Raw genomic sequence first — 21,424 nt, forward strand, 5'->3', positions numbered from 1 at the left:
ATGCGTATCGGACAAGGCTGGGACGTACACCGCATGGTGGCAGACCGCCCGCTGATTCTCGGCGGGGTGACGATTCCGTTTGAAAAAGGTTTGCTCGGGCATTCGGATGCCGATGCGCTGCTGCACGCGATTACCGATGCCATTCTCGGTGCGGCTGGGCTGGGCGACATTGGCCGGCATTTCCCGGATACCGCCGAAGAATTCCGGGGGGCCGACAGTCGCGTGTTGCTGCGCGAAGCGCTGCGCCGCGTGCAGGCCGCTGGCTGGCGCGTGGGCAATGTCGACGCCAGCATCCTGATCCAGCGCCCGAAAATGGCGCCGCACATTCCGGTCATGGTCGAGAATATTGCTGCTGATCTGCAGGTGACCGCCGCGCAGGTGAACGTGAAGGCCAAGACCTATGAAAAGCTCGGCCCCGTGGGCGCGAGCGAAGCGGTCGAAGCGCAGGCTGTGGCGCTGTTGCTGCCGTGCTGATCCGATATGTGCTGGCGCTGGCTGCGTTCGGAATGCTGGCCGGCTGCAGTACGATGGCATCGTTCACGGTGATTAACCGCAGCAGCGCGCCGCTCACGCTGATATTCAGCTGGCGGGATGGCGCGCAGATACCCAAGCAGTGCCAGTTGCGCGTCATTACGGCGGACAAGGCCGTAGAGGACAGGCCGGTCCGTTGCGAAGGCCGGCAGATGACGCTGACGCTGGCACCCGGTGAGCGTAGTCTCGCCACTATCCGCATGCACAATTCTGGCCCGCTGCCAGAGCTGCCGCTGGATTCCTTGCAGTTGCAGGGGGAGCAGGGGGAGCAAACCCTGCAGGGCGAGGCGTTGCTTGGACACTTCGTGCAGCGTGCGCATGCCTATGAGCTTATCTATACCGGGGTAAAGGCAGAAGAATGAAGTCAGTACTGTTAATGATCGCTTTGGTGCTGACGATACCAGCGCACGCCGAGCCTGTTCGTGCCTGTGTTCCTGCTTATGGCGAAGCGCGCTATCAGGATGCCGATGGGAATGGTGACTTATTTGCTGGCCAGCGTTTTGTGGTGAGGCAGTCTAAAACCGGCAAGGTGCTTTACCGCGGGCGAATTGATGCCAGCGGTGTTGCCCGCTGGACGGCAGGATGCAAGGGCGAGAAGCTAACCATTCAGCTCGTGCAGGACTAAGCAAGGATCAGGCAAGGCTTAGTCGAGATCCGGCAATCTGGCGGCCGGCGGGGTGACGTCAAACCACTGCCATTCGCGGGCCAGCTTGACGGCGGTGTCGCGCACCAGCTCGTAGGCGGCCTGCCGGTCGGTGTCGCCATTGATCAGCTGGGCGACAGCGGCGAAATCATCCGGTAGTGCGGCATCGTGCCAGCCGTTGGCCAGGTGGCGTGCCAGCGAGTTGGCAACCAGTACGGTGCGCACGCGGGGTTCGTCACGGAAAGATTCGTCCATCAGATGGGTGATCAGCTTGGGGAAATGCCAGGCATGAGCGAGCGCCATCTGCATGTCCAGTACCGTGGTGCCGAAAATCTGTCGCTGGGCATCACGGCTGCGCAGCCCGGGGTTTTTCTGCTGCAGGAGCATGACTTGCGCGGCCAGCTGCGGGGCTTCGTACCAGACCAGAATTTCTGCCGAGTCGTGCAGCAGTGCTGCGGTCATGACTTCGGCCGGGTCGATGTCATGACGCTGGCTACAGATTGCTTCGGCGTACTTGCTGGCCGCGTAGGCACGGTAGCAGGCCGAGTGGCAGCCATACAGCGCCGGCGGAATCCGCTCGAGCTGCTGCTCGACCGTATTGCCGCTGGAGAGTGCACCGAGAAAGCCCTTGATTCCCAGCATCATCAGCGTACGCTCCAGCGTGGTCACGTCGGTGATCTGCGCATTGTGGCGATGCGCCTGCAGATAGCGCAGGACCTTCAGTGACAGCAGCGGATCATGGCGAATCAATGCCGCGATTTCGCGCACGCTGACTTCTTCCATGCGGCCGGATAATTCCCGCAGTGCTTTAAGCGTGTACTGCAGTAGCGGTATTTCCTGGTGGCTGAAGTAGTCGACCCAGCCGGCGAGGGTTTCGAAACGTTGTTTCAGCATGGCTGCCATCGTGCAGGGAAGGTACTAGCATTATGGCACGCGTGTTGAGAATGGTAGTGATTGCATGGTGTAAGCAGGCGAAAGTGTCGTGCTTTGACCTGAGGAGAAAACATGCCTAGACAGGGATTGCTGGCCTTGTGCTTGCTGGCTGCCAGTGTGCAGGCCGACGAGGTGGTGACGCTGTCGCCACAACACCGCAGTGCTCAGGAGCTGGCCAGCGCCTTGCAGCGGACGTTTCCGGAGGCTGCCTTCACACCGTTTTACCAGCAGTTGCTGGTGCGAGCCCCCGATGCTGCAACCCTGGCACGGATTCGTGAAGTGCTGGCCACGCTGGATCAGGCAGCCCGCAATCTGACGCTGACGGTCGAGCAGCGCCAGGTCGATGATCTGGACGCCTGGGAAGCTGCGGTGCGCGGCAAGGTACTGATCGGCAGCGAGGGCAGCAGCGCGGTCCTCGCGCTGCGGCTGGCGCAGCTCCACGAAGCGACGCGGCTGGTGAATCGTTCGGTGGTGACGACGCAGGATGGCGGGCAGGCATGGATCCAGCTCGGGCAAAGCCGTTATTACCCGGTCTGGAGCTGGTGGCCGGGCTCGGCCTTGCCGGTGCGTGGTGGCCAATGGGTGAGTACAGGTAGCGGTTTCTATGCCCGCCCCCAGCAGCAGGGGGCGCAAATCCGCGTACTGCTTTCGCCGCAGGCCGGGCGTTTCCGTCCCGACGGCAGCATCAGCAGCGCCGGCTCCGAGGCCGAAGTGCTGGTGAGTCCGGGGCAATGGCAGCTGATCGGGGAATCCCGTCAGGAGGGTAGTACCAGCAGCAGCGGCATGACCAGCGGCAATCGCACGCAGCTGCGCAGCTATCAGGTCTGGCTAAAGGTGGATTGATTGGGTATGGCCCTGCAGGCTTTTCTGTTATTGGCCTACATGGCGATACCTTGATGATTATTTCTGCTTTTCGGCCAGCTTGCGCTTCAGCTCCGGCATCAGTGCCAGCATGGCTTTTTCCCCTTCCAGAATCGCGACATTCTTCTGGTCGAAGTCCGCAGCCCCGATCTTGCCGACCTTGGGGCGTACCACCAGATCGGCGCGGGTCATTTCCTGTTCACCCAGCTTTTGCCCCATGATGATGATGGCCTGGTTCACGTTGCCGACCATGCTGTTGGGCTTGCCGTTGGCCGCTTTGCTGGAAATGTCGACGGCAATCACCAGATCGGCACCGAGCTGGCGTGCCGCATCGACCGGCACCGGGCTGACCACGCCACCGTCGATGTAGCGTTTGCCGGCAATCGTGACCGGCTCGAATACCCCTGGAATGCTGCTGGAGGCGCGCACGGCCTGCCCGGTGTTGCCGCTGCCGAAGACCATGCGTTCGCCGGTATCGAGGTTGGTGGCGACGGCGGCAAACGGCTTGGGGAATTTCTCCATGGTCTGGTTTTTCACCAGCGTATTGACGTAATCCTGCAGCTTCTGACCTTTGACCAGTCCGCCCGATAGGAGGCTCACGTCGCGAATCTGGCTTTCATCCAGTGCAAAGGCTTTTTCCTGCAGCTCGAAGCCATTGATGCCGCTGGCGTACAGCGCACCGACGACGCTGCCCGCGCTGGTGCCGGTAACGACGTCGACCTTGATGCCATTGGCTTCCAGCATCTTGATCACGCCAATGTGGGCAAAGCCCTTGGCCGCGCCGCCGCCCAGCGCCAGCCCGATGCGGATTTTTTTCGGCTGGGGCACCGTCGCGGGCTTGGATGGTTCGGGGGCCTCGGTCGTGGCGCAGCCCAGCAGCAGGGCTGTACCAAACAGCAGGGAAAGGAGTGTGCGGCGTTTCATGCGGGAATGATCTCTTCGACTAGGGCGCCCTGTTCGGTGCAGCGCCATTTCACATCCAGGGTATACAGCCGCACGCCATACTGGCGTTGGGCATCATCGGCATACGCAGGCCTCGGATCCTGGGCCAGCACTTCGCGGATCAGCTCGCGCAGCTCGGGATGGCGGCTGTGCAGCGTTGCCAGGGTCAGCTCGGCTGCTGGGGCAAAGATCACCGGCAGCTCGGCTGGCGGGCCGTCGACAAAGCCGCCGCGAGCCTGCGGCTGGCTTTCCACGAAGGGAATATAGGGTTTGATGTCCAGAATCGGTGTGCCATCGACCAGATCGATCCCGCCGAAAGTCAGAGCCACGCCATCGCGGGTGTCGATATCGAGCAGCTCGACCAGCGACAGTCCCAGCGGATTGGGGCGAAACGGGCTGCGGCTGGCAAAGACGCCGACCCGCTGGTTGCCGCCCAGCCGCGGCGGGCGCACCGTCGGACTCCACTGGCCGGCCGTCTGGTGAAACACCCAGCTGAGCCAGACGTGCGAGAACGCGTCCAGTCCCCGTACGGCCTCAGGCCTGGCATAGGGCGCATCCAGGCGCAGAATGCCGCGGGCGTGGGGGGCCAGCCGCGGCTGGCGCGGGATGCCGAACTTGTCCGGAAATGGCGTGCTGATGTGGCCGATGGGCGTGAGGGTGAAAGCGGTACTGGTCATGGCTGGTGCAGGGAATGTCGCAGGCATTGTGCCAAAGCCGCATTCGGGGCGCTTGTGAATTTCTCACAGCCGAATGTGAAACAGGCCACCCGGAGGTGACCTGTCAGTATCTGTGGTGCTGTTTTACAGTCCGTGAATCCAGATGTAGCCAAGCACCAGCGGGGCGATAAAGCCGCATACGATGCGGAGCGCCGGCAGTACCGCGGCAGCCCCTTCTGCCTGCAGCTCCTGGCGGACCCGCGGCCAGATGGCCCAGCCGACAAAGATGGCTGCCAGCAGGCCACCGGCCGGCATCAGCACGTTGGAGGCAATGTAATCCATCAGGTCAAACGGCGTCTTGCCGAAAATCAGCGTCTTTTCCAGCACGCCGAACGACAGCGCCGCCGGGATCGACAGCACGAAGGCACCAAGGGTTATGGCGATTGCTGCCGGCTTGCGCTCCCAGCCGAATTCGTCCATCAGGAAGGCAACAATCGGCTCCAGAATCGAGACCGACGACGTCAGGGCCGCGAACAGCAGCAGGCAGAAGAACGCAACGGCAAACAGCTGGCCAAACGGCATCTTGGCAAAAATCGCCGGCATGGTGATGAAGGTGAGCCCGGGGCCGGCGGCCGGATCGACATCAAAGGCAAATACCGCCGGCAGCACCATCAGGCCAGCCAGCAGGCAGGCCAGTGTGGCGAGTACGGAAACCCAGACGGTAGCGCCGACCAGTTTGGTATCCGGCGAGAGGTAGGAACCGTAGGCGATGATCATGCCGCCGCCGATGGACAACGAAAAGATCGCCAGCCCCATGGCGTCGAGCAGCATGGTCGCGTCCACCTTGCTCCAGTCCGGAGTGAGGAAGTAGGCGACGCCTTCCATTGCACCAGGCAGTGTCAGAGCCCGCGCGATCAGCACCAGCATCAGGAAGAAGAGCGCAGGCATCAGGATTTTGCTCATGCGCTCGATGCCGGCCTGCACGCCGCCCAGCACGATGGCCATGGTAATGCCGAAGAAGGCTGCGCAGTAGAGGATGGCGTCCAGCGGGTCGGCGATGAAGGTGCCGAAGGCCGATTTCAGCGCGGCCGTATCGGCGGTAATGGCTTCCCCGCTGATCGAACGCAGGATATAGGCGATGGTCCAGCCGCCGACCACGCTGTAATAGGACAGGATGATGAAGACACACAGCACCGAGAGTCGCCCGGCCCAGGCCCAGGCCTTGTTCTTCAGCTCGCGGTAGGCCGTGGTGGCCGATTTGCGGGCAGCCCGGCCGATGAGCATTTCGGCAAGCAGCATGCCCACGCCCAGCGTGAAAACGCACACCAGATAGGCAATCAGGAACGCTCCGCCCCCATTTTTACCGGCGATGTAGGGAAATTTCCAGATGGCGCCCAAGCCGACAGCCGAGCCGGCTGCGGCGAGGATGAAGCCCAGTTTCGAGCCCCAGTTGGCACGGGACATGATCACTCCGCTAACAGTTGGACAGCGATCAGTGTGCCCAACTGTAAGGGAGTGGCCAATTGGCGATAGCCCCGATCAGCGGGTTTCGGCCAGCTTCTTCAGCGTGACGTAGTCGGTCTTGCCGGTGCCAAGCAGCGGTATGGCTTCCAGTACGCGGATTTCGCGCGGGATTGCCAGCTCGGTCTGGCCGGTCTGGCGCGCGGCTTCGGCGAGTTGCTCGCGCTTGAGTTCGCGGTCGGTGGTAAACAGCACGATGGCTTCGCCCTTGCTTGCATCCGGCCGACTGCTGGTGGCGTGGCTGTGATCGGGGCTGGCGGTGAGCGCCAGCTTTTCCGAGACTTCCAGCGAAACCATCTCGCCGGCAATCTTGGCGAAGCGCTTGACGCGGCCGACGATGCGCACGAAGCGGTCTTCGTCGAAATCGATCACGTCGCCGGTGCTGTACCAGCCATGCCCGCTTTCGCCGTCGGGGAATTCGAGTACGCCCGGACGCTCGTAGCGCAGATAGCCCAGCATCAGGTTGGGGCCGCGTACTTCCAGCAGCCCGCCCTGTTCAAGGCCGGGTACCGGAATCAGGCGGTGTTCGATCCCTGGCAGCAACTGTCCGACGGTGCCGCTATGGCAGGCCATCGGCGTGTTGACTGCGATTACCGGTGCGCATTCGGTTACGCCGTAGCCCTCCAGAATGCGGATGCCGAATTTCTCCATCCAGACGCGGCGGGTCTCTTCGCCGAGTTTTTCCGCACCGGCCACGACGTAGCGCAGGCGGCCGAAGTCGTAGGGATGTGCGTATTTGGCGTAGTTGGCGAGGAAGGTGCTGGTGCCGAACATCACGGTGCAGTTGCGGTCGTAGATCAGCTCGGGAATCAGGCGGTAGTGCAGCGGGTTGGGGTAGAAGAACACCTTGCAGCCCGTCAGGACCGGCAGCAGTGCCCCAGCCGTCAGTCCGAAGGAATGGAACAGCGGCAGAGCCACCATGAATTTGTCCAGCGGCGTGAAATCGCCGACTGCGCGGATCTGTGCCACATTGGCCAGCAGACTGTCGTGGCTGTGAACGACGCCCTTGGGCTTGCCCTCCGAGCCGGAAGTAAACAGGATCACCGCCGGGTCGTTGGGCTGCTGGTCGACCACACCCATGGCTCGCGGGAAGGTTCGGGCAAACAGGATGCCGAGCTTGTCGAGCAGGGTGATTTCACCGCGCAGGTCTTCCAGATGCTGCACGCGGATGCCGGGTAGATCGGCAATCAGGTCGTCGAGTTTACCCTTGGCGATGAAGCTGCGCGAGGTAAGGATAGTCTTGACCTGGGCGGCCGTACATGCTGCGATAATGCCGTCGCGGCCTGCTGTGTAGTTGAGCATGGCCGGTACGCGACCGCGGGCGGAGAGCCCCAGTACCAGTGCCACGCTACCGACGGCGTTGGGCATCAGCACGCCGACATGTTCACGCGGGCTGGTGTGGCGCTCGGTCAGGCGTGCCAGCGCGGCGATCTTGGTGGTCAGGCTGCCATAGGTCTCTTCGACCATGTTGATGTCTTCGGCCAGGCGGAATTTGCGTCCGAAGCTGTCGCGAGCATCGCAAAATGCCTGATACAGCGTGCGGCGCGGGCGGGTTTGCACCAGCATGTTTTGCAGCAACTGGCGCATGGCTTCGCCGGCACGGCGCCGGCGCGCCTTGGCATTCGGCCCTTCCGGCATGGGCAGCGCGGTGGGGGCCAGCACATGCAGGCTGATCTTGGGCAGCATGTGCAGCGGGTAGAGTCCCGAGAGGCGGCCGAAATAGCTGTGCGCGGCACCGCTGATGCGTACGGGCACGATGCGTGCGCCGGTTTTTGCGGCAACGAAGGCCGCGCCGTCGTAGACCTTCATCAGCGAACCGGTGTCGGTGAGGCGGCCTTCGGGGAAGATGACCACGTTTTCGCCCTTTTCCAGCAGGCGGATCACGGCCTTCATCGCCAGCGGATTGGCGGGTTCAACCACCAGATGCGGCACATTGGCCAGCGCCAGGCGGAACCAGCGGTTTTTCATGACCTGCGCGTGCACGACAAAGGTGGCGCGTACCGGCAGAAACAGCCCCAGCAGCAGGCCGTCGAGAAAGGACTCGTGGTTGGCGACAATCAGTGTCTTGGGCGGGCCGAACACGGACTGGTCTCCGCGCACTTCGACGCGGAACAGAAAATGCATCAGCAGACGCAGAACGAACTTGAACATGGGCGTTACCCGGAATGATGACCACAGCGGTCAGTGATTCTAGTCTGCATGAAAGGAGGGTGGTATGGAAATGACATGCGCTGTTGGTCAGAATCTGCACCCATGCGGGGCAGATTCTGCCGTGCGAGAAGAGCTTTTCTGGGTATACTTCTGAGTGCTAATCCCTAAATAAATTTCAGGCGCATACATTGATGGGTATGTGACTAGAGATAGCGCCGTAGTTCTTCCGGCGTGTCATCGTGGTCGCCATGCGGGTGGTGTTCCCAGACCTTGACGTAAACATCACGGGTTTTGATGTTGTGCTCGGGGATGTCGAGGTTGTCGCGCTGTACATCCTCGCAGTAGTGCGCGAGTGCCCGCCTGATCTTCTGCATGATGCTGCCGTCCAGATGGAAGCCGGCAGCCAGCAGGCCATTTTCCAGACTCTCCAGTGTGTGCTCGGTAATCTGGTAGCTGACGGTGATGCTGTGTTTTTCCGGATGAGCCTGAGCGATCACGCCCGGCAGTCGCCCTAGATAGCGGGCGGCCTGAACGGCCTGATCGGTGGGCAGGTGATAGAACACGATTTCGCGCTGCTTGAGCAGTTCGCCAGACGGTTTCATGATGCCTCCTTGGTCGCAGCCCCTTGCGGCCTCTGACTCAATGTAGGCTTTGCCACCGGAAAAAGCACGCTGCAATGCAATAAGCCTTATCGTTTTTGCCGATAAGCTGTCGCCGCAAAGCACAACGCCCCCGAAGGGGCGTTGTTTGCTGCCTGATGGCAGAGATCATTTTTTGATGGCGGGAGCCGAAGCGGCCTTCTGCATGAGCAGTTGTTGCACCTTCAGTACGCTGATGGCCTGTTGCAGCTGGTAGTCGTTCTTCGAGGCCAGCTCGCGGGTGGCAATGAAGTCATCTTCGCTGGTTTCGCTGGCCTTCAGTCGCGGCTGTTTTGCTGGCGCTGGTGCCGGAGTTGCCGTGGCGGCCGGTTTGCTGCCATTTTTCTTGCCGGCTTCACTGTCGGTCGGGTTGTCCAGATGGCCCGCGAGGTCGGCCTCGGTCAGGCGCCAGCCTGCGGCGTCATCACCCTTGCTGTTCAGCGTGGCTTCCTTGACCTCGATGTCCGGTGTGATCCCCTTGGCCTGAATCGAGCGGCCTGCCGGCGTGAAGTACTTGGCGGTGGTCAGCTTCAACGCGGTCTTGCTGTCGATCGGCAGGATGGTCTGTACCGAGCCCTTGCCAAAGGATTGCGTGCCGACAATTAGGGCGCGCTTGTGATCCTGCAGTGCGCCAGCGACGATTTCCGATGCCGAAGCCGAACCGCCGTTGATCAGTACGACCAGCGGTACCGATTTCAGCTCTGGCGGCAGACCGGCCAGCTCATCCTTGCCGCCGCGGCTGTAGTAATCCTTGCTGGCGTAGAGCTTCATTTTGGCGTCCGGGGTGCGGCCGTCGGTGTAGACCACTAGGGCATCCTTGGGCAGGAAGGCCGCGGAGACGCCAACTGCGCCATTGAGCAGGCCGCCCGGGTCGTTGCGCAGATCCAGCACCAGCCCTTTCAGCGGAGCCTTGTTTTCCTTGTACAGATTGCTCAGTGCTTCACCGAGCATCTTGGTGGTGTGTTCCTGGAATTGGGTCACCCGCACGTAGCCGATTCCCGGCTCGGCCAGCTTGGACTTCACCGAAACCACCTTGATGATGGCGCGCTTGAGGGTGAAGGTCAGCGGTTTGCTTTCGCCCTTGCGCATCACGGTCAGGGTGACCTGGGTACCCGGCTTGCCGCGCATCTTGCTCACGGCTTCATTCAGTGCCAGGCCCTGTACCTGGGTGTCGTCGATCTTGACGATGTAGTCGCCCGCTTTCACACCGGCACGGAAAGCCGGCGTGTCTTCGATCGGGCTGACCACGCGGACCAGACCGTCTTCCATGTTCACTTCCAGGCCGAGGCCGCCGAACTCACCCTGCGTGCTTTCCTGCAGATCCTTGAAGGCTTCGGCGTCGAGATAGCTGGAGTGGGGGTCAAGCCCGGAGACCATACCCTTGATCGCTTCGTTGATCAGCTTCTTGTCTTCGACCGGTTCGACATAGCTTTGCTTGATCAGGCCGAATACCGTGGAGAAGGCGCGCAGTTCGTCGACGGGCAGCGAAGTGCCGGTTTCCTTGTCCGCAATCGCGGTGAAGGACAGGCTCAGTACCGTGCCCAAGCCGGCGCCGGCCAGCAGCAGGGCAATCTTGCCGAAGCGGTTGCGGGAAGCAGGGGTAGTGCTAGATGGCATCTGTTTTTCCTGAGGGATCAACCAGCCCAGCTCATCGGGTCTAATGGCCGGCCATTTTGTCTGATTTCGAAATATACACCCGTTTCGCCCATTCCACCGCTATTGCCGCTGGTGGCGATGGCATCGCCGGCGCTGACAGGGTCACCCACCTGCTTGAGCAGGCTTTCATTGGCACCATACAGGCTCATGTAGCCGCCACCATGGTCGACGATGATCAGGTTGCCAAAGCCGCGCAGCCATTCGGCAAACACGACCCGGCCGGTGGCCACGGCGTGGACCGGCACACCCCCCGCGGTCTGGATGAACACGCCTTTCCAGCTGCCACCTTCGCCGCGGCTGCTGCCAAAGCGCCCGGTGATGCTGCCCTTGGCCGGCAGACGTAGTTTGCCCTTGAGGGCCGCAAAGCGGGCGGCGGCCTGGCTGCTGTCGGGGAGTTCGTCGACTTGCTGCGGCTGCACGGCGGGGCGTGGCGGTACCGGTTTGCCGCTCTGGCGGGCTTTCTGCTCCGCCAGCGCCTGCTCGCGGGCACGTTTTTCTGCTTCCGCTTTCCGGCGGGCCGCTTCACGAACCCGGTCGGCTTCCTGCTTTTTGAGCAGTGCATTGAGCCGGTCAACCAGTGCGGTCAGGCGCTTTTCATCGGCCTGCAGTTTCTCCAGCTGGTTGCGCTGGCTGTCGATGCGCTGCGAAAGCTGGCGCAGCAATGCCTGCTTGCGGGCTTGCTGCTCCAGTAGCGAGGTTTTCTGGAGGGCTTGTTCACGGGCCAGTTGCTGCAGAGCTTCGTTGCGCAGGCGGATTTCTTCTGCCAGCGCGTTGAGTTCGTCGAGCTGTTGTGCCAGACGCTCTGCCAGTTGCTGCTGTGCCAGGGAGAGGTAGCGCAGGTAGCCGAGATTGCGGCTGACCTGGTTGGGGTCCTGCTGGTCGAGCAGCAGGCGCCATGCTTCGACATTCCCGGCCTTGTAGCGGGTGCGCAGCAGCTCGGCCAGCCGCTGCCGGCTGCGGTCGATGCTTTGACGGGTGCGGCTGATGTCGCTATTGAGGCGGGCCAGCTCCTGTTCGCTCAGCTGGCGCTCGCTGGCCAGATTGCCCAGCACACGGTTGGCTTCGGAAATGGCGCTTTCGGATTCCTTGAGCGCATCGGCTGCTTCGGCACGATTGGCTTCCGTGCTGGCCAGTTCCTTGCGGATTTGTGTCATCTGGCCGCGCAGGTCTTTCAGCTCGTCCTGTCGGGCTGCCGTTTCCTGCTTGGTAACGGCAAACACCGCCGGGCTGCCAAGCAGCGCGGCGGTGCAGGAGAGTGCGAGAAAATGCAGGCGCACGTCTTACAGGAAGTGAATCAGCGAACGGCCGTTCATTTCTTCAGGTTGGGGCAGGCCCATCATGGCCAGCAGCGACGGGGCGATGTCCTTCAATGCGCCGCCCGGAGCCAGGCGGGCAGGGCGGCCGACGTAGCAGAACGGCACCAGATCGGTGGTGTGCTGGGTGTGTGCCTGGCCAGAGCTCGGGTCGTACATCATTTCGCAGTTGCCGTGGTCAGCGGTAATCAGCACTTCACCACCGGCGGCCAGCATGGCATCCACGACGCGGCCGACGCAGGAGTCCAGCGTTTCGACAGCCTTGATGGCCGCCGGCAGGATGCCGGTGTGGCCAACCATGTCGCCATTGGCGAAATTGCAGAAGATGGCGTCGTACTGCTTGCTCTGGATCGCTTCGATCAGCTTGTCGGCTACTTCGTTGGCGGACATTTCCGGCTGCAGGTCATAGGTGGCGACCTTGGGACTGGGCACCAGTACACGGTCTTCGCCCGGGAATTCCTTTTCTTCGCCACCGGAGAAGAAGTAGGTCACGTGCGGGTACTTTTCGGTTTCGGCAATACGCATCTGCTTGAGGCCCAGATTGCCGAGGTATTCGCCGATGCTGTTCTTCACCTTGGCCTTGGTGTAGGCCACCGGATGGTTGTAGGCCGAGCCGTAATCGGTGGCAGTACAGAAGTAGCTGAAGGCCACGCGGCGCTGGGCATGCTCGAAATCGCTGAAGCTGGCATCGGTCAGTGCTGTGGTGATCTGGCGGGCGCGGTCGGCGCGGAAGTTCATGAAGATTACGGCATCGCCGTCTTCCATGCGCACCGGTTCACCCACAACGGTAGCGGAAACGAACTCGTCGTTTTCGTCACGCTCGTAGGCGGCCTTCAGGCCGTCAATTGCCGTGGCGGCGCTATACAGGCCAACGCCGTCGACAATCAGGCGGTAGGCCGGTTCGACGCGCTCCCAGCGCTTGTCGCGATCCATCACCCAGTAGCGGCCAACGATGCCGGCGATCTTGGCGTTATTGGCATCACAAACTGCCTGCAGGCGGTTCAGATAGAGTTCGGCACTGCGCGGCGGGGTGTCGCGGCCGTCCAGGAAGGCGTGCACGATGATGTTCTTCACGCCGGCGGCGGCGGCGGCTTCGATCATGCCGTGGATGTGGTTTTCGTGGCTGTGGACGCCGCCGTCTGACATCAGGCCCATGATGTGGAGTGCCTTGCCGTTGGCCAGTACGGTGTCAACCGCGGCCTTCAGGACCGCGTTCTGCCCCAGGGTCTTGTCGGCGACATCGCAGTCGATGCGGCTGATGTCCTGCTGTACGATCCGGCCGGCGCCAATGTTCAGGTGGCCCACTTCGGAGTTGCCGAACTGGCCTGCCGGCAGGCCGACATGCTGCTCGGAGGCGTTGATGGTGGTGAGCGGGTACTGGCTGAACAGGCGGTCGAAATGGTGCTTGCGGGCGAGCAGAATCGCGTTGTCGTCGCCGCCGGTGCGGTAACCGAAGCCGTCAAGAATCAGAAGCAGAACGGGAGTAACTTGCTGGGCCATTGATTTTTATCCGAAGTTGGGGCAAATAACTGACAACCGGTCGCGCCGCTGGCGCCGTAAGGTTGCGAGCCGATTTCAAACACGGGTAGTATTCTAGCGCATTGTCCGGATTGACAATGCGGTTTGCGCAGTATTGCTGATCTGGCTCAGACCTGAATTCGGCGGTGACTGGCTCTGCCCGTGCAGCCTGATGGACAAATTAGAAAGATAAACACCATGAACTCGCTGATTGATATCCAGGACGATGCGCTCATCGAACAGACCTCCCGCGCCATGAAGGCCATGTCGCACCCGCTGCGCCTGAAAATCGTCTGCGTGCTGGGCGACAAGGAAGTCAGTGTGCAGGATATTGTCGAACAGGTTGGCACCACCCAGTCCAATATCTCCCAGCATCTGGCGCTGATGCGCGAGAAGGGCGTACTGCGCACCCGCAAGGACGCCAATCGTGTCTACTACCGTGTTGGTGATCTGCGTACGCTGGAAGTGATCGGCATGCTGCGCGACGTCTTCTGCGGCTTCTAGATTTATCGGCCAGGCGCTTGCGCCGCATGGCCCGAGTTTTGCTGCCCTTATTTCCCGAGCGCCTTGTCCAGCTCCGGTGCCAGCGCTGCAGCGCTGACCGGCCCCTGCTGGCTGAACAGGAGTCGGCCCTCGCCGTCATACAATGCCGTGTAGGGTATACCTTTGCTTGTATTCCCCTGGGAATGCATGATTTTGCCGATTTCAAGGCTATCCCCTGTGATTACCGGGTAGTTCAGCGGAATCCGTTGCATGAAAGTGCGGATGGCGGCGGGCTGATCCAGTGCAACCCCGACGAACTGGATCTGCTGGCCATAGCGCTGATGCAAGCGGTTGAGTGCTGGGATTTCCTCGCGACACGGGGCGCACCAGCTGGCCCAGTAGTTAACAAGCAGCGGGCGTGCCGGGAGCTGGCGCGCCAATGGCTGTCCAGACAGGGTTCTGGCGCCCGCCTGCTGCAATTCCGCCAGCGGATCCTGCGTGCGGCTGCAGGCCGCCAGCAGGATGGTTGCCAGCACGGGGATCAGTGCATGTTTCATGGCTCGGGAGTTCCGGGCAGGGCGGCGATAAACCCGTCGGGTGGCAGAAAGCCGATCAGGCGCTTGTCCTGTTGCTGACCATCCCGCGTGATGAATAGGATCGCCGGAGGCCCGAACAGGCCATAGCGCTGCAGCAGCTCGCGTGCAGCGGCATCGTTGCCGGTAACGTCCACCCGCAGCAGTCGGTAGGGCTGCAGGGCCTGTTGAACTTGCGGGTCGGGGAAGGTGTTGCGCTCCATCTCGATGCAGCTGATGCACCAGTCGGCATAGAAATCGATCAGAAGTGGCTGGCCCTTGGAGGCTGCGATTTCGCTGTCGAGCTGCTGTGGTGTCGTGACGGTGACAAAGCGCCCGGCGCTGGCCGTGCTGTGCGGTGCGGGCAGATAGCGCAGCCAGAGGGGTTGCGATACCCAGAGCGCCACGCCCAGCAGAATCACGCCAAAGACTTTGCGGATGCCGTTCATCATGCGGCCGGACAGGCGTGGCAGGATAGTGCCGCCAAAAAAGCCGATCAGCAGCAGCGGCGCGCCCATGCCCAGAGCGAGGCTGTACAGGCTCAGCCCCCCTTGCAACAGGTTCCCGCTCTGCCCGATGTAGGCGAGGGCCGCTGCCAGTGGTGGCGCCATGCAGGGACCGACCAGTAGCGCCGAGAGTACCCCCATCAGAAATACCGAACCGAAGTGTCCTCCCGGAAGGCGCTGGCTGAGCGACTGAATGCGCGATTGCAGGCTGGAAGGCAGCTGCAGTTCGAAGGCGCCGAACATCGCCAGCGCCATCACGACAAAGAAGCCGGCGAACACGGCAATGACCCACGGCTGCTGGAAGGCCACGACCAGAAGCGTGCCACTGGCGGCGGCCAGCAGGCCGGCGGCTGTGTAGCTCAATGCCATGCCCTGTATGTAGCTGAATGTCAGTGCTGTGGCGCGCCAGCGGGATATACCCTGTTGACCGAGAATGATGGCAGAAATGATGGGGATGAGCGGGTAGAGGCAGGCGGTCAGCGATAGCCCGAGTCCTGCGAGGAAAAATAGCCCCAGTGTGAGCCAGAGTTCGTCACGGACAAACGTGCTCTCGGTGGCGCTGCCCGCTGGGCGTGCCCCCAGCAGTCGGCCGAGTTTGCTGCCATCGCTGCCATCCAGTGTCAGGGTGGCGCTTTGCGGCGGGTAGCAGACTCCGGCATCGGCGCAGCCCTGGAAATTCACCGTGATCCGGTCTTGCGGTGTCAGGCTGGCAGGGCTGCTGGCCGTCAGTGCCAGCTGATGACTGTAGGTGGTGGTGCGGCCAAAGTAGGGGTCGTCCTTGACCTTGCCGGGCGGAAACTCGGCAGCAAGGGTTTGGCCATTGTGCTGGATGCTGATGCGGTCGCGATACAGGTAATACCCGTCCGCTATCTGCCATTGCACGGTGATGTGCCGGGCATCGATAAGCCGGGCGCTGGGAATGAAGGCTTCTTCGGGTGGAAGCAGGTTGCTGCCGCTCGTGCTGGCGTACGCGCCGGCAGCGAGCAGCAGCATCAGCAGCGCGCTGCGGCAGAATAGAATCAGGGTTTGCATGTATGAACCCAGTCCAGATAAGCGGGTAGGCCCGCACTCAGGGGGATGGCAATGATTTCGGGCACTTCGTAAGGGTGCAGTTCGTGCAGGCGGGCTTGCAGCTCCGGGTAGCGCGCCGCAGTGGTTTTGATCAGGAGCGGTATTTCCCGGCTGCTTTCAATGGCATCCTGCCAGCGGTAGATGGACTCGCATGCGGGCAACAGGTTCACGCAGGCGGCGAGATGTTCAGAAATTACCGTTTGCGCCAGTTGCTTCGCTAGCGTTTCATCGGGACAATTGCACAGCACCAGCCAGACTGTTTCAGGGGAATGCATGCCGTATCTGATCCTTTTTCTGTTGATTATTTATCCGGTGGCCGAAATCGCCCTGATGTCGGCGGCTGTTGATGCCATTGGCTGGGGCTGGGTGCTGACCGGTATTGTCGGCTCGTTCGTACTGGGCGTCACCATGATCCGCCAGTATCGTCTGGCTTTTGCGCTGACGTTGATGAAAGATCTGCGCAGCGGTCAGGTCGGGCCGGGTACCCTGTTTGCACTCGCCCGCTATTATATTGCAGCCGTGCTGCTGATTCTGCCCGGGCTAGGTGGGGACGTGCTGGGGCTGTTGCTCTTGTTGCCCTGGCGCTGGAAAACCCCAGCTGCGCCGCAGCGCCCCGTACCGGATGATGTGCTCGAGGGTGAATACCGCGAAGTGCGTGATGGGCGTCAGTCGCTGGAAGACCGGCGCGACTGAGCCTTGCTTATGGGGTGAGAAGTGTCTGCGGGGCGATCTTGCTGCCGTGGATGGCAACGCGCTTCTGGCGCGAGCCCGCTCCACTGAGCAATTCGACCTGACGCAGGGGCACTGCGAAATGCTCGGCAAGCCAGGCCAGCAGGCTCTGGTTGGCCTTGCCGTCAACCGGGGGCGCGGCAAGGCGGATTTTCAGGGCCTCCCCATGCAGTCCGGCGACCGCGGTCTGTTTCGCGCCAGGCTGGATGTGTAGTTGCAATGTGATGCACTCCCCCTGCAGCCGGTACCAGTGAACCGTGCTCATCAGCTGGGCAGGCGAACCTGATAGAGCAGGTATTTCTCGAAATCGGCGACAAACACGTTGAGAAACAGCTGGATCAGCAGGATCAGAATCAGCGGGGTGATGTCTACACCGCTGATCGGTGGGATGATGCGGCGCAGCGGGCGCAGGAATGGGGCGGTCAGCCCGTTGAAAACCGGCATCATCGGATGATACGGCGTAACCCATGACAGGATGGCCTGCCCGACGGCTGCGGCAAACAGCAGGTACAGCGACATCTTGAAGAGTTCGAGCAGGGCTGCTGCCAGCAGTGCCAGTTGCGAAAACACATCGGCGAACAGATAGGGCCACGGCGACAGCCATAGCAGGCTGAAGTGCATAAGGTATGCCGTCAAGGCAGCGATTAGAAGCGAGCTGCTGTCATATACCCCTATGGGTTTTATGATGCGCCGCGCCGGCAGGACAATCCAGTTGGTCAGTGCCAGTACGAACTGCCCGATCGGCTGCTTGAACGGGATGCGCGCAGCCTGCAGGTAGAAACGTGCCAGCAGCAGCAGGACCAGAAAGTCGCCCAGCGTGTGGAGCAGAAAAGAGAGCGTTTCACGCAACAGCTGAGGCATCGTGGCTTACTCCTGCGGGTCGCGCCCGAGCTCTTCACCCAGTTCGCGCGAGCGTGCGGCGGCGGCGGAGGCGGCGGCAATGATGGTGGCACGAACCTGGCTGGTTTCCAGTGCATTGATGGCCCGTTCGGTTGTGCCCCCCTTGGAGGTCACCTTGTGTCTCAGGGTTTCGGCATCGTCGCTGCTATTCATTGCCAGTTTGATGGCCCCGGCAAAGGTCTGGTATGCCAGCTTGCGGGCGGTGTCCTGATTGAAGCCTTGGGCGCGTGCTGCTGCCTGCAGTGCTTCGATGAAATAGAAGACATAGGCCGGACCACTGCCGGAGATGGCGGTGATGCCGTCTAGTTCACTTTCTTTGTCGACCCAGACTACGTCACCGATTGCCGCCAGAATCGCTTCGGCCTGCCGGCGGTCAGCATCCGTGGCGCCGGCGCTGGCCAGCGCGCCCGAAATCCCAGCCTGCACCAGCGCGGGGGTGTTGGGCATGACGCGCACCAGACGGCCGTGACCGCCCAGCCAGCGGCCGAGTGTTTCGAGCTTGATGCCGGCCGCAATCGAGATGACCAGTGCGCTGCCGATCTGGGGGGCCAGCGCTTCAGCCACACCGCGCATTTGCTGCGGCTTGACAGCCAGTACAATGATGTCGCTGGCGGGGATGGCTGTTCCAGGTTCCGCGACATTGACCTGCCAGTCCTGCTGCAGTTGCTGGCGCTTGTCAGCATCAGGTTCTATGACCAGAACGTCCTGGCCACGGTAGCCGCGCTGCATCAGGCCGCCGAGAATGGCGATGGCCATGTTGCCGCCGCCGATAAATGTCAGCTTCATTGTTTTCTTATCCCTTGGCGGTGCGAGCGCCAAAAATCGCGGTTCCAATACGAACCATGGTTGAGCCTTCGCGGATGGCCAGTTCCAGGTCACCGGACATCCCCATGGACAAGGTATCCAGTGGCAGAGCATCCGTTGCGCGGAGCTGCTCCTGCAGCTGCCGCAGCAGGGCAAATTGTTGCGATAGTGCTTCTTGTCCGGCGTCCGGATCGGGGATGCACATCATTCCGCGTAACTGCAGATTCGGCAAGCGGGAAATTGCCCTTGCCAGTGCGGGAGCCTCTGCAGGGCGGACCCCCGATTTGCTCTGTTCGCCCGATACATTCACCTGCAGGCAGACCTGCAGCGGGGCGAGATGTTCCGGGCGCTGCTGTGAGAGGCGCTCGGCGATCTTCAGTCGGTCAACCGAATGCACCCAGTCTGCCGTTTCGGCAACGATCCTGGTTTTATTGCTTTGCAAAGGGCCGATGAAGTGCCATACCAGATCAGGGCAGTCAGAAAGTGCCGCAGCTTTCTCTTGCAGCTCCTGTACGTAATTTTCGCCAAAGTGCCGCTGGCCGAATTCATAGAGTTCACGCACGGCACTGGCGGGGAAGGTCTTGCTGACTGCGAGCAAGGTGATGGCATCAGGCTGGCGGGCACAAGCCGTTGCGGCAATCCCGATGCGGCTCTGCACGCCTTGCCATGCTGTAAAAATCGTTGTCATAATGCGTCAGACTGCATCCTGCTTGACCGTCAGCCGGTCAGGTTTCGCGCCAGATGGGCGCAACGAGGAAGAGATTATAAATGGATATTTCCGAACTCTTAGCGTTTTCCGTCAAGAACAAGGCTTCCGACTTGCACCTGTCCGCCGGTTTGCCGCCGATGATCCGCGTTCATGGTGACGTGCGCCGGATCAATCTGCCGCCGATGGAGCACAAGGAAGTGCACGACATGGTGTATGACATCATGAACGACGGTCAGCGCAAAACTTACGAAGACACGCTCGAGTGTGACTTCTCGTTCGAAATCCCGAATCTGGCGCGTTTCCGGGTCAATGCCTTTGTGCAGAACCGCGGTGCCGGTGCGGTATTCCGGACCATTCCCTCCAAGGTGCTGACCCTGGAAGAGTTGAACTGCCCGCGGGTCTTCCAGGATATCGCGATGAATCCGCGCGGTCTGGTGCTGGTAACAGGCCCAACCGGTTCCGGGAAGTCGACGACGCTGGCCGCGATGATCAACTACGTGAATGAAAACGAATACGGTCACATTCTGACGGTCGAAGACCCGATCGAATTCGTTCATCAGTCGAAAAAGTGCCTGATCAATCAGCGGGAGGTCGGCCCGCACACCCTGTCGTTCTCCAATGCGCTGCGCTCGGCCTTGCGTGAGGATCCGGACGTGATTCTGGTGGGTGAAATGCGTGATCTCGAGACCATCCGGCTGGCGCTGACCGCAGCGGAAACCGGACACTTGGTGTTCGGGACCCTGCATACCTCGTCTGCGGCCAAAACCATCGACCGGGTGGTTGACGTTTTTCCGGCCGCCGAAAAGGAAATGGTTCGCTCGATGCTGTCCGAATCGCTGCGCGCCGTGATTTCCCAGACGCTGCTCAAGACCAAGGACGGTTCGGGGCGTGTTGCTGCGCATGAAATCATGATCGGCATTCCTGCGATCCGGAATCTGATCCGCGAAAACAAGGTTGCCCAGATGTATTCCTCCATCCAGACCGGCCAGCAGTATGGCATGCAGACACTTGATCAGTGTTTGCAGACACTGGTGCAGCGCAATGTCGTCTCGATTGCCGATGCGCGAACCAAGGCCGCTGTGCCGGACAATTTCAAGGGGTAAGGTGGCGCAATGGAAAAGGAACAAGCGGCGAAATTCATGCATGACTTGCTGCGCCACATGCGCAGCAAGAATGCGTCTGACCTGTTCATTACCGCGGATTTTCCTCCCGCGATGAAAATTGACGGCAAGGTCACGCCGGTGTCGAATCAGGTGCTGACCGCACAGCACGCCAAGGAGCTGGCGCGCTCCATCATGAATGACCGTCAGGCAGAAGATTTCGAAGCGACCAAGGAATGCAACTTCGCGATCAGTCCCGGCAATCTGGGGCGCTTCCGGGTCAATACTTTCATGCAGCAAGGCCGTGTCGGTATGGTGCTGCGGACCATCAATTCCGAGATTCCCAAGCTCGAAGAGCTTGGCCTGCCGCCGGTCTTGGAAGATATCGCGATGACCAAGCGTGGCCTGGTCATTTTTGTCGGTGGTACCGGTTCGGGCAAGTCGACCTCGCTGGCTGCGATGATCGGGCATCGCAACGACAATGCCTACGATCACATCATTACGATTGAAGACCCGATCGAATACGTGCACGAGCATAAAAAGTCGATCATTACCCAGCGCGAGGTCGGTGTGGATACCGATAGCTGGATGAATGCGCTGAAAAATACGCTGCGTCAGGCGCCGGACGTGATTCTGATCGGTGAAATCCGCGATCGAGAGACCATGGACTACGCGATTGCTTTCGCGGAAACCGGCCACCTCTGTATGGCGACCCTGCATGCCAACTCGTCCAATCAGGCGCTGGACCGGATCATCAACTTTTTCCCGGAAGAACGCCGTTCGCAGTTGCTGATGGACCTGTCTTTGAACCTGCGGGCGTTTGTATCCCAGCGCCTGGTTCCGCATCGTTCGGGTAAGGGGCGGGTGGCTGCAGTAGAGGTGATGCTGAATTCCCCGCTTATTTCCGAGCTGATCTTCGATGGCAAGGTGCACGAGATCAAGGAAATCATGAAGCGTTCGCGCGAGATCGGCATGCAGACCTTTGACCAGTCCCTGTTTGATCTGCATGAAGCCGGCAAGATCAGCTATGAAGATGCCCTGCGCAATGCCGACTCGGTGAATGATCTGCGACTGCAGATTAAACTGCATGGAAGTGATGCCAAAAATCGCGATATGCTCGGATCGGGGCTCGAGCATCTGGATATTGTCTGATCCCGGTTTGTCTGTGGGTCCTGCATTCTGTTAAC

The 21,424-nt window shown here is 61.1% G+C and carries 24 protein-coding genes; 8 read left to right on the plus strand and 16 right to left on the minus strand.

Features of this window, described 5'->3' with window-relative positions:
- Genes ispF through INR99_RS11045 form a run of 3 tightly spaced genes read left to right on the plus strand, consistent with a single transcriptional unit; the run spans position 1 to position 1,156 of the window.
- Positions 1–474, plus strand: a complete 474-nt coding sequence (ispF, locus tag INR99_RS11035; protein ID WP_194116406.1) for a 2-C-methyl-D-erythritol 2,4-cyclodiphosphate synthase — start codon at positions 1–3, stop codon at positions 472–474.
- Positions 468–893, plus strand: coding sequence for a hypothetical protein (locus INR99_RS11040; RefSeq protein WP_194116407.1), 426 nt, complete (start codon positions 468–470; stop codon positions 891–893). The genes ispF and INR99_RS11040 overlap by 7 nt, the downstream gene beginning before the upstream one ends.
- A complete protein-coding gene (locus INR99_RS11045; RefSeq protein WP_194116408.1) occupies positions 890–1,156 on the plus strand; it encodes a hypothetical protein in 267 nt (88 codons plus the stop codon). The genes INR99_RS11040 and INR99_RS11045 overlap by 4 nt, the downstream gene beginning before the upstream one ends.
- Before the next feature lie 18 nt (positions 1,157–1,174).
- Here the strand turns inward: INR99_RS11045 and INR99_RS11050 are convergent, their stop codons facing one another.
- Entirely contained in the window at positions 1,175–2,068 is an 894-nt protein-coding gene (locus INR99_RS11050; RefSeq protein WP_194116409.1) for an HDOD domain-containing protein, read from the minus strand.
- A 111-nt stretch (positions 2,069–2,179) separates the two neighbouring features.
- On the opposite strand from INR99_RS11050, the gene INR99_RS11055 reads away from it, so the two are divergent.
- Positions 2,180–2,950: a hypothetical protein gene (locus INR99_RS11055; protein WP_194116410.1), complete on the plus strand. Its 771-nt coding sequence runs from the start codon at positions 2,180–2,182 to the stop codon at positions 2,948–2,950.
- A 57-nt stretch (positions 2,951–3,007) separates the two neighbouring features.
- Here INR99_RS11055 and INR99_RS11060 read toward each other — a convergent pair whose 3' ends face one another.
- From INR99_RS11060 to gpmI, 8 genes are all read right to left on the minus strand, one after another.
- The gene (locus INR99_RS11060) at positions 3,008–3,892 is read right to left on the minus strand and encodes a patatin-like phospholipase family protein (protein WP_194116411.1); all 885 of its coding nucleotides are present in this window, start codon (positions 3,890–3,892) and stop codon (positions 3,008–3,010) included.
- Positions 3,889–4,587, minus strand: coding sequence for a tRNA (N6-threonylcarbamoyladenosine(37)-N6)-methyltransferase TrmO (gene tsaA, locus INR99_RS11065; RefSeq protein WP_194116412.1), 699 nt, complete (start codon positions 4,585–4,587; stop codon positions 3,889–3,891). The genes INR99_RS11060 and tsaA overlap by 4 nt, the downstream gene beginning before the upstream one ends.
- 123 nt (positions 4,588–4,710) lie before the next feature.
- Positions 4,711–6,030, minus strand: coding sequence for a sodium-dependent transporter (locus INR99_RS11070; protein WP_194116413.1), 1,320 nt, complete (start codon positions 6,028–6,030; stop codon positions 4,711–4,713).
- Between the two features lie 75 nt (positions 6,031–6,105).
- Positions 6,106–8,238, minus strand: a complete 2,133-nt coding sequence (gene aas / locus INR99_RS11075; RefSeq protein ID WP_194116414.1) for a bifunctional acyl-ACP--phospholipid O-acyltransferase/long-chain-fatty-acid--ACP ligase — start codon at positions 8,236–8,238, stop codon at positions 6,106–6,108.
- A gap of 203 nt (positions 8,239–8,441) precedes the next feature.
- Positions 8,442–8,840, minus strand: coding sequence for a hypothetical protein (locus INR99_RS11080; RefSeq protein WP_194116415.1), 399 nt, complete (start codon positions 8,838–8,840; stop codon positions 8,442–8,444).
- A gap of 165 nt (positions 8,841–9,005) precedes the next feature.
- Positions 9,006–10,493 (minus strand): S41 family peptidase, encoded by a 1,488-nt coding sequence (locus tag INR99_RS11085; protein WP_194116416.1) that lies wholly within the window; start codon positions 10,491–10,493, stop codon positions 9,006–9,008.
- A 17-nt stretch (positions 10,494–10,510) separates the two neighbouring features.
- Positions 10,511–11,809 carry a peptidoglycan DD-metalloendopeptidase family protein gene (locus INR99_RS11090; RefSeq protein WP_194116417.1) on the minus strand — a complete coding sequence of 433 codons (1,299 nt, stop codon included), beginning with the start codon at positions 11,807–11,809 and terminating at the stop codon, positions 10,511–10,513.
- Positions 11,810–11,812: 3 nt separating this feature from the next.
- The gene (gpmI, locus tag INR99_RS11095; protein ID WP_194116418.1) at positions 11,813–13,345 is read right to left on the minus strand and encodes a 2,3-bisphosphoglycerate-independent phosphoglycerate mutase; all 1,533 of its coding nucleotides are present in this window, start codon (positions 13,343–13,345) and stop codon (positions 11,813–11,815) included.
- A gap of 216 nt (positions 13,346–13,561) precedes the next feature.
- Here gpmI and INR99_RS11100 point away from each other — a divergent pair, with 216 nt between their 5' ends.
- Positions 13,562–13,867, plus strand: coding sequence for an ArsR/SmtB family transcription factor (locus tag INR99_RS11100; protein WP_194116419.1), 306 nt, complete (start codon positions 13,562–13,564; stop codon positions 13,865–13,867).
- Between the two features lie 47 nt (positions 13,868–13,914).
- Here INR99_RS11100 and INR99_RS11105 read toward each other — a convergent pair whose 3' ends face one another.
- The 3 genes from INR99_RS11105 to cutA are packed head-to-tail and all read right to left on the minus strand — an operon-like array spanning position 13,915 to position 16,270.
- A complete protein-coding gene (locus tag INR99_RS11105) occupies positions 13,915–14,403 on the minus strand; it encodes a TlpA family protein disulfide reductase (RefSeq protein WP_194116420.1) in 489 nt (162 codons plus the stop codon).
- On the minus strand, positions 14,400–15,956 hold the full coding sequence (gene dsbD, locus INR99_RS11110; RefSeq protein WP_194116421.1) for a protein-disulfide reductase DsbD: 1,557 nt from the start codon (positions 15,954–15,956) through the stop codon (positions 14,400–14,402). Before dsbD ends, INR99_RS11105 begins: the two co-directional genes overlap by 4 nt.
- Complete coding sequence (gene cutA / locus INR99_RS11115; protein ID WP_194116422.1) at positions 15,944–16,270, minus strand: divalent-cation tolerance protein CutA; 327 nt, start codon at positions 16,268–16,270, stop codon at positions 15,944–15,946. Before cutA ends, dsbD begins: the two co-directional genes overlap by 13 nt.
- Here cutA and INR99_RS11120 point away from each other — a divergent pair.
- Entirely contained in the window at positions 16,269–16,688 is a 420-nt protein-coding gene (locus INR99_RS11120) for an FxsA family protein (protein ID WP_194116423.1), read from the plus strand. The two genes, cutA and INR99_RS11120, sit on opposite strands and share 2 nt — an antisense overlap.
- 7 nt (positions 16,689–16,695) lie before the next feature.
- Here INR99_RS11120 and INR99_RS11125 read toward each other — a convergent pair whose 3' ends face one another.
- The 4 genes from INR99_RS11125 to INR99_RS11140 are packed head-to-tail and all read right to left on the minus strand — an operon-like array spanning position 16,696 to position 19,116.
- The gene (locus INR99_RS11125) at positions 16,696–16,944 is read right to left on the minus strand and encodes a DUF167 domain-containing protein (RefSeq protein WP_265588335.1); all 249 of its coding nucleotides are present in this window, start codon (positions 16,942–16,944) and stop codon (positions 16,696–16,698) included.
- A gap of 44 nt (positions 16,945–16,988) precedes the next feature.
- Positions 16,989–17,585, minus strand: coding sequence for a YggT family protein (locus INR99_RS11130; protein ID WP_228098248.1), 597 nt, complete (start codon positions 17,583–17,585; stop codon positions 16,989–16,991).
- Positions 17,586–17,591: 6 nt separating this feature from the next.
- On the minus strand, positions 17,592–18,410 hold the full coding sequence (gene proC, locus INR99_RS11135) for a pyrroline-5-carboxylate reductase (RefSeq protein WP_194116425.1): 819 nt from the start codon (positions 18,408–18,410) through the stop codon (positions 17,592–17,594).
- A 7-nt stretch (positions 18,411–18,417) separates the two neighbouring features.
- The gene (locus INR99_RS11140; protein WP_194116426.1) at positions 18,418–19,116 is read right to left on the minus strand and encodes a YggS family pyridoxal phosphate-dependent enzyme; all 699 of its coding nucleotides are present in this window, start codon (positions 19,114–19,116) and stop codon (positions 18,418–18,420) included.
- Positions 19,117–19,196: 80 nt separating this feature from the next.
- Here INR99_RS11140 and INR99_RS11145 point away from each other — a divergent pair, with 80 nt between their 5' ends.
- Both INR99_RS11145 and INR99_RS11150 read left to right on the plus strand, forming a co-directional pair.
- A complete protein-coding gene (locus INR99_RS11145) occupies positions 19,197–20,240 on the plus strand; it encodes a type IV pilus twitching motility protein PilT (protein WP_194116427.1) in 1,044 nt (347 codons plus the stop codon).
- Positions 20,241–20,249: 9 nt separating this feature from the next.
- Positions 20,250–21,389 (plus strand): PilT/PilU family type 4a pilus ATPase, encoded by a 1,140-nt coding sequence (locus INR99_RS11150; RefSeq protein ID WP_194116428.1) that lies wholly within the window; start codon positions 20,250–20,252, stop codon positions 21,387–21,389.
- Positions 21,390–21,424 lie beyond the last annotated feature (35 nt).

Origin of the sequence: Chitinilyticum piscinae (assembly GCF_015223195.1) — a bacterium.
GTDB classification, from domain to species: domain Bacteria; phylum Pseudomonadota; class Gammaproteobacteria; order Burkholderiales; family Chitinibacteraceae; genus Chitinilyticum; species Chitinilyticum piscinae.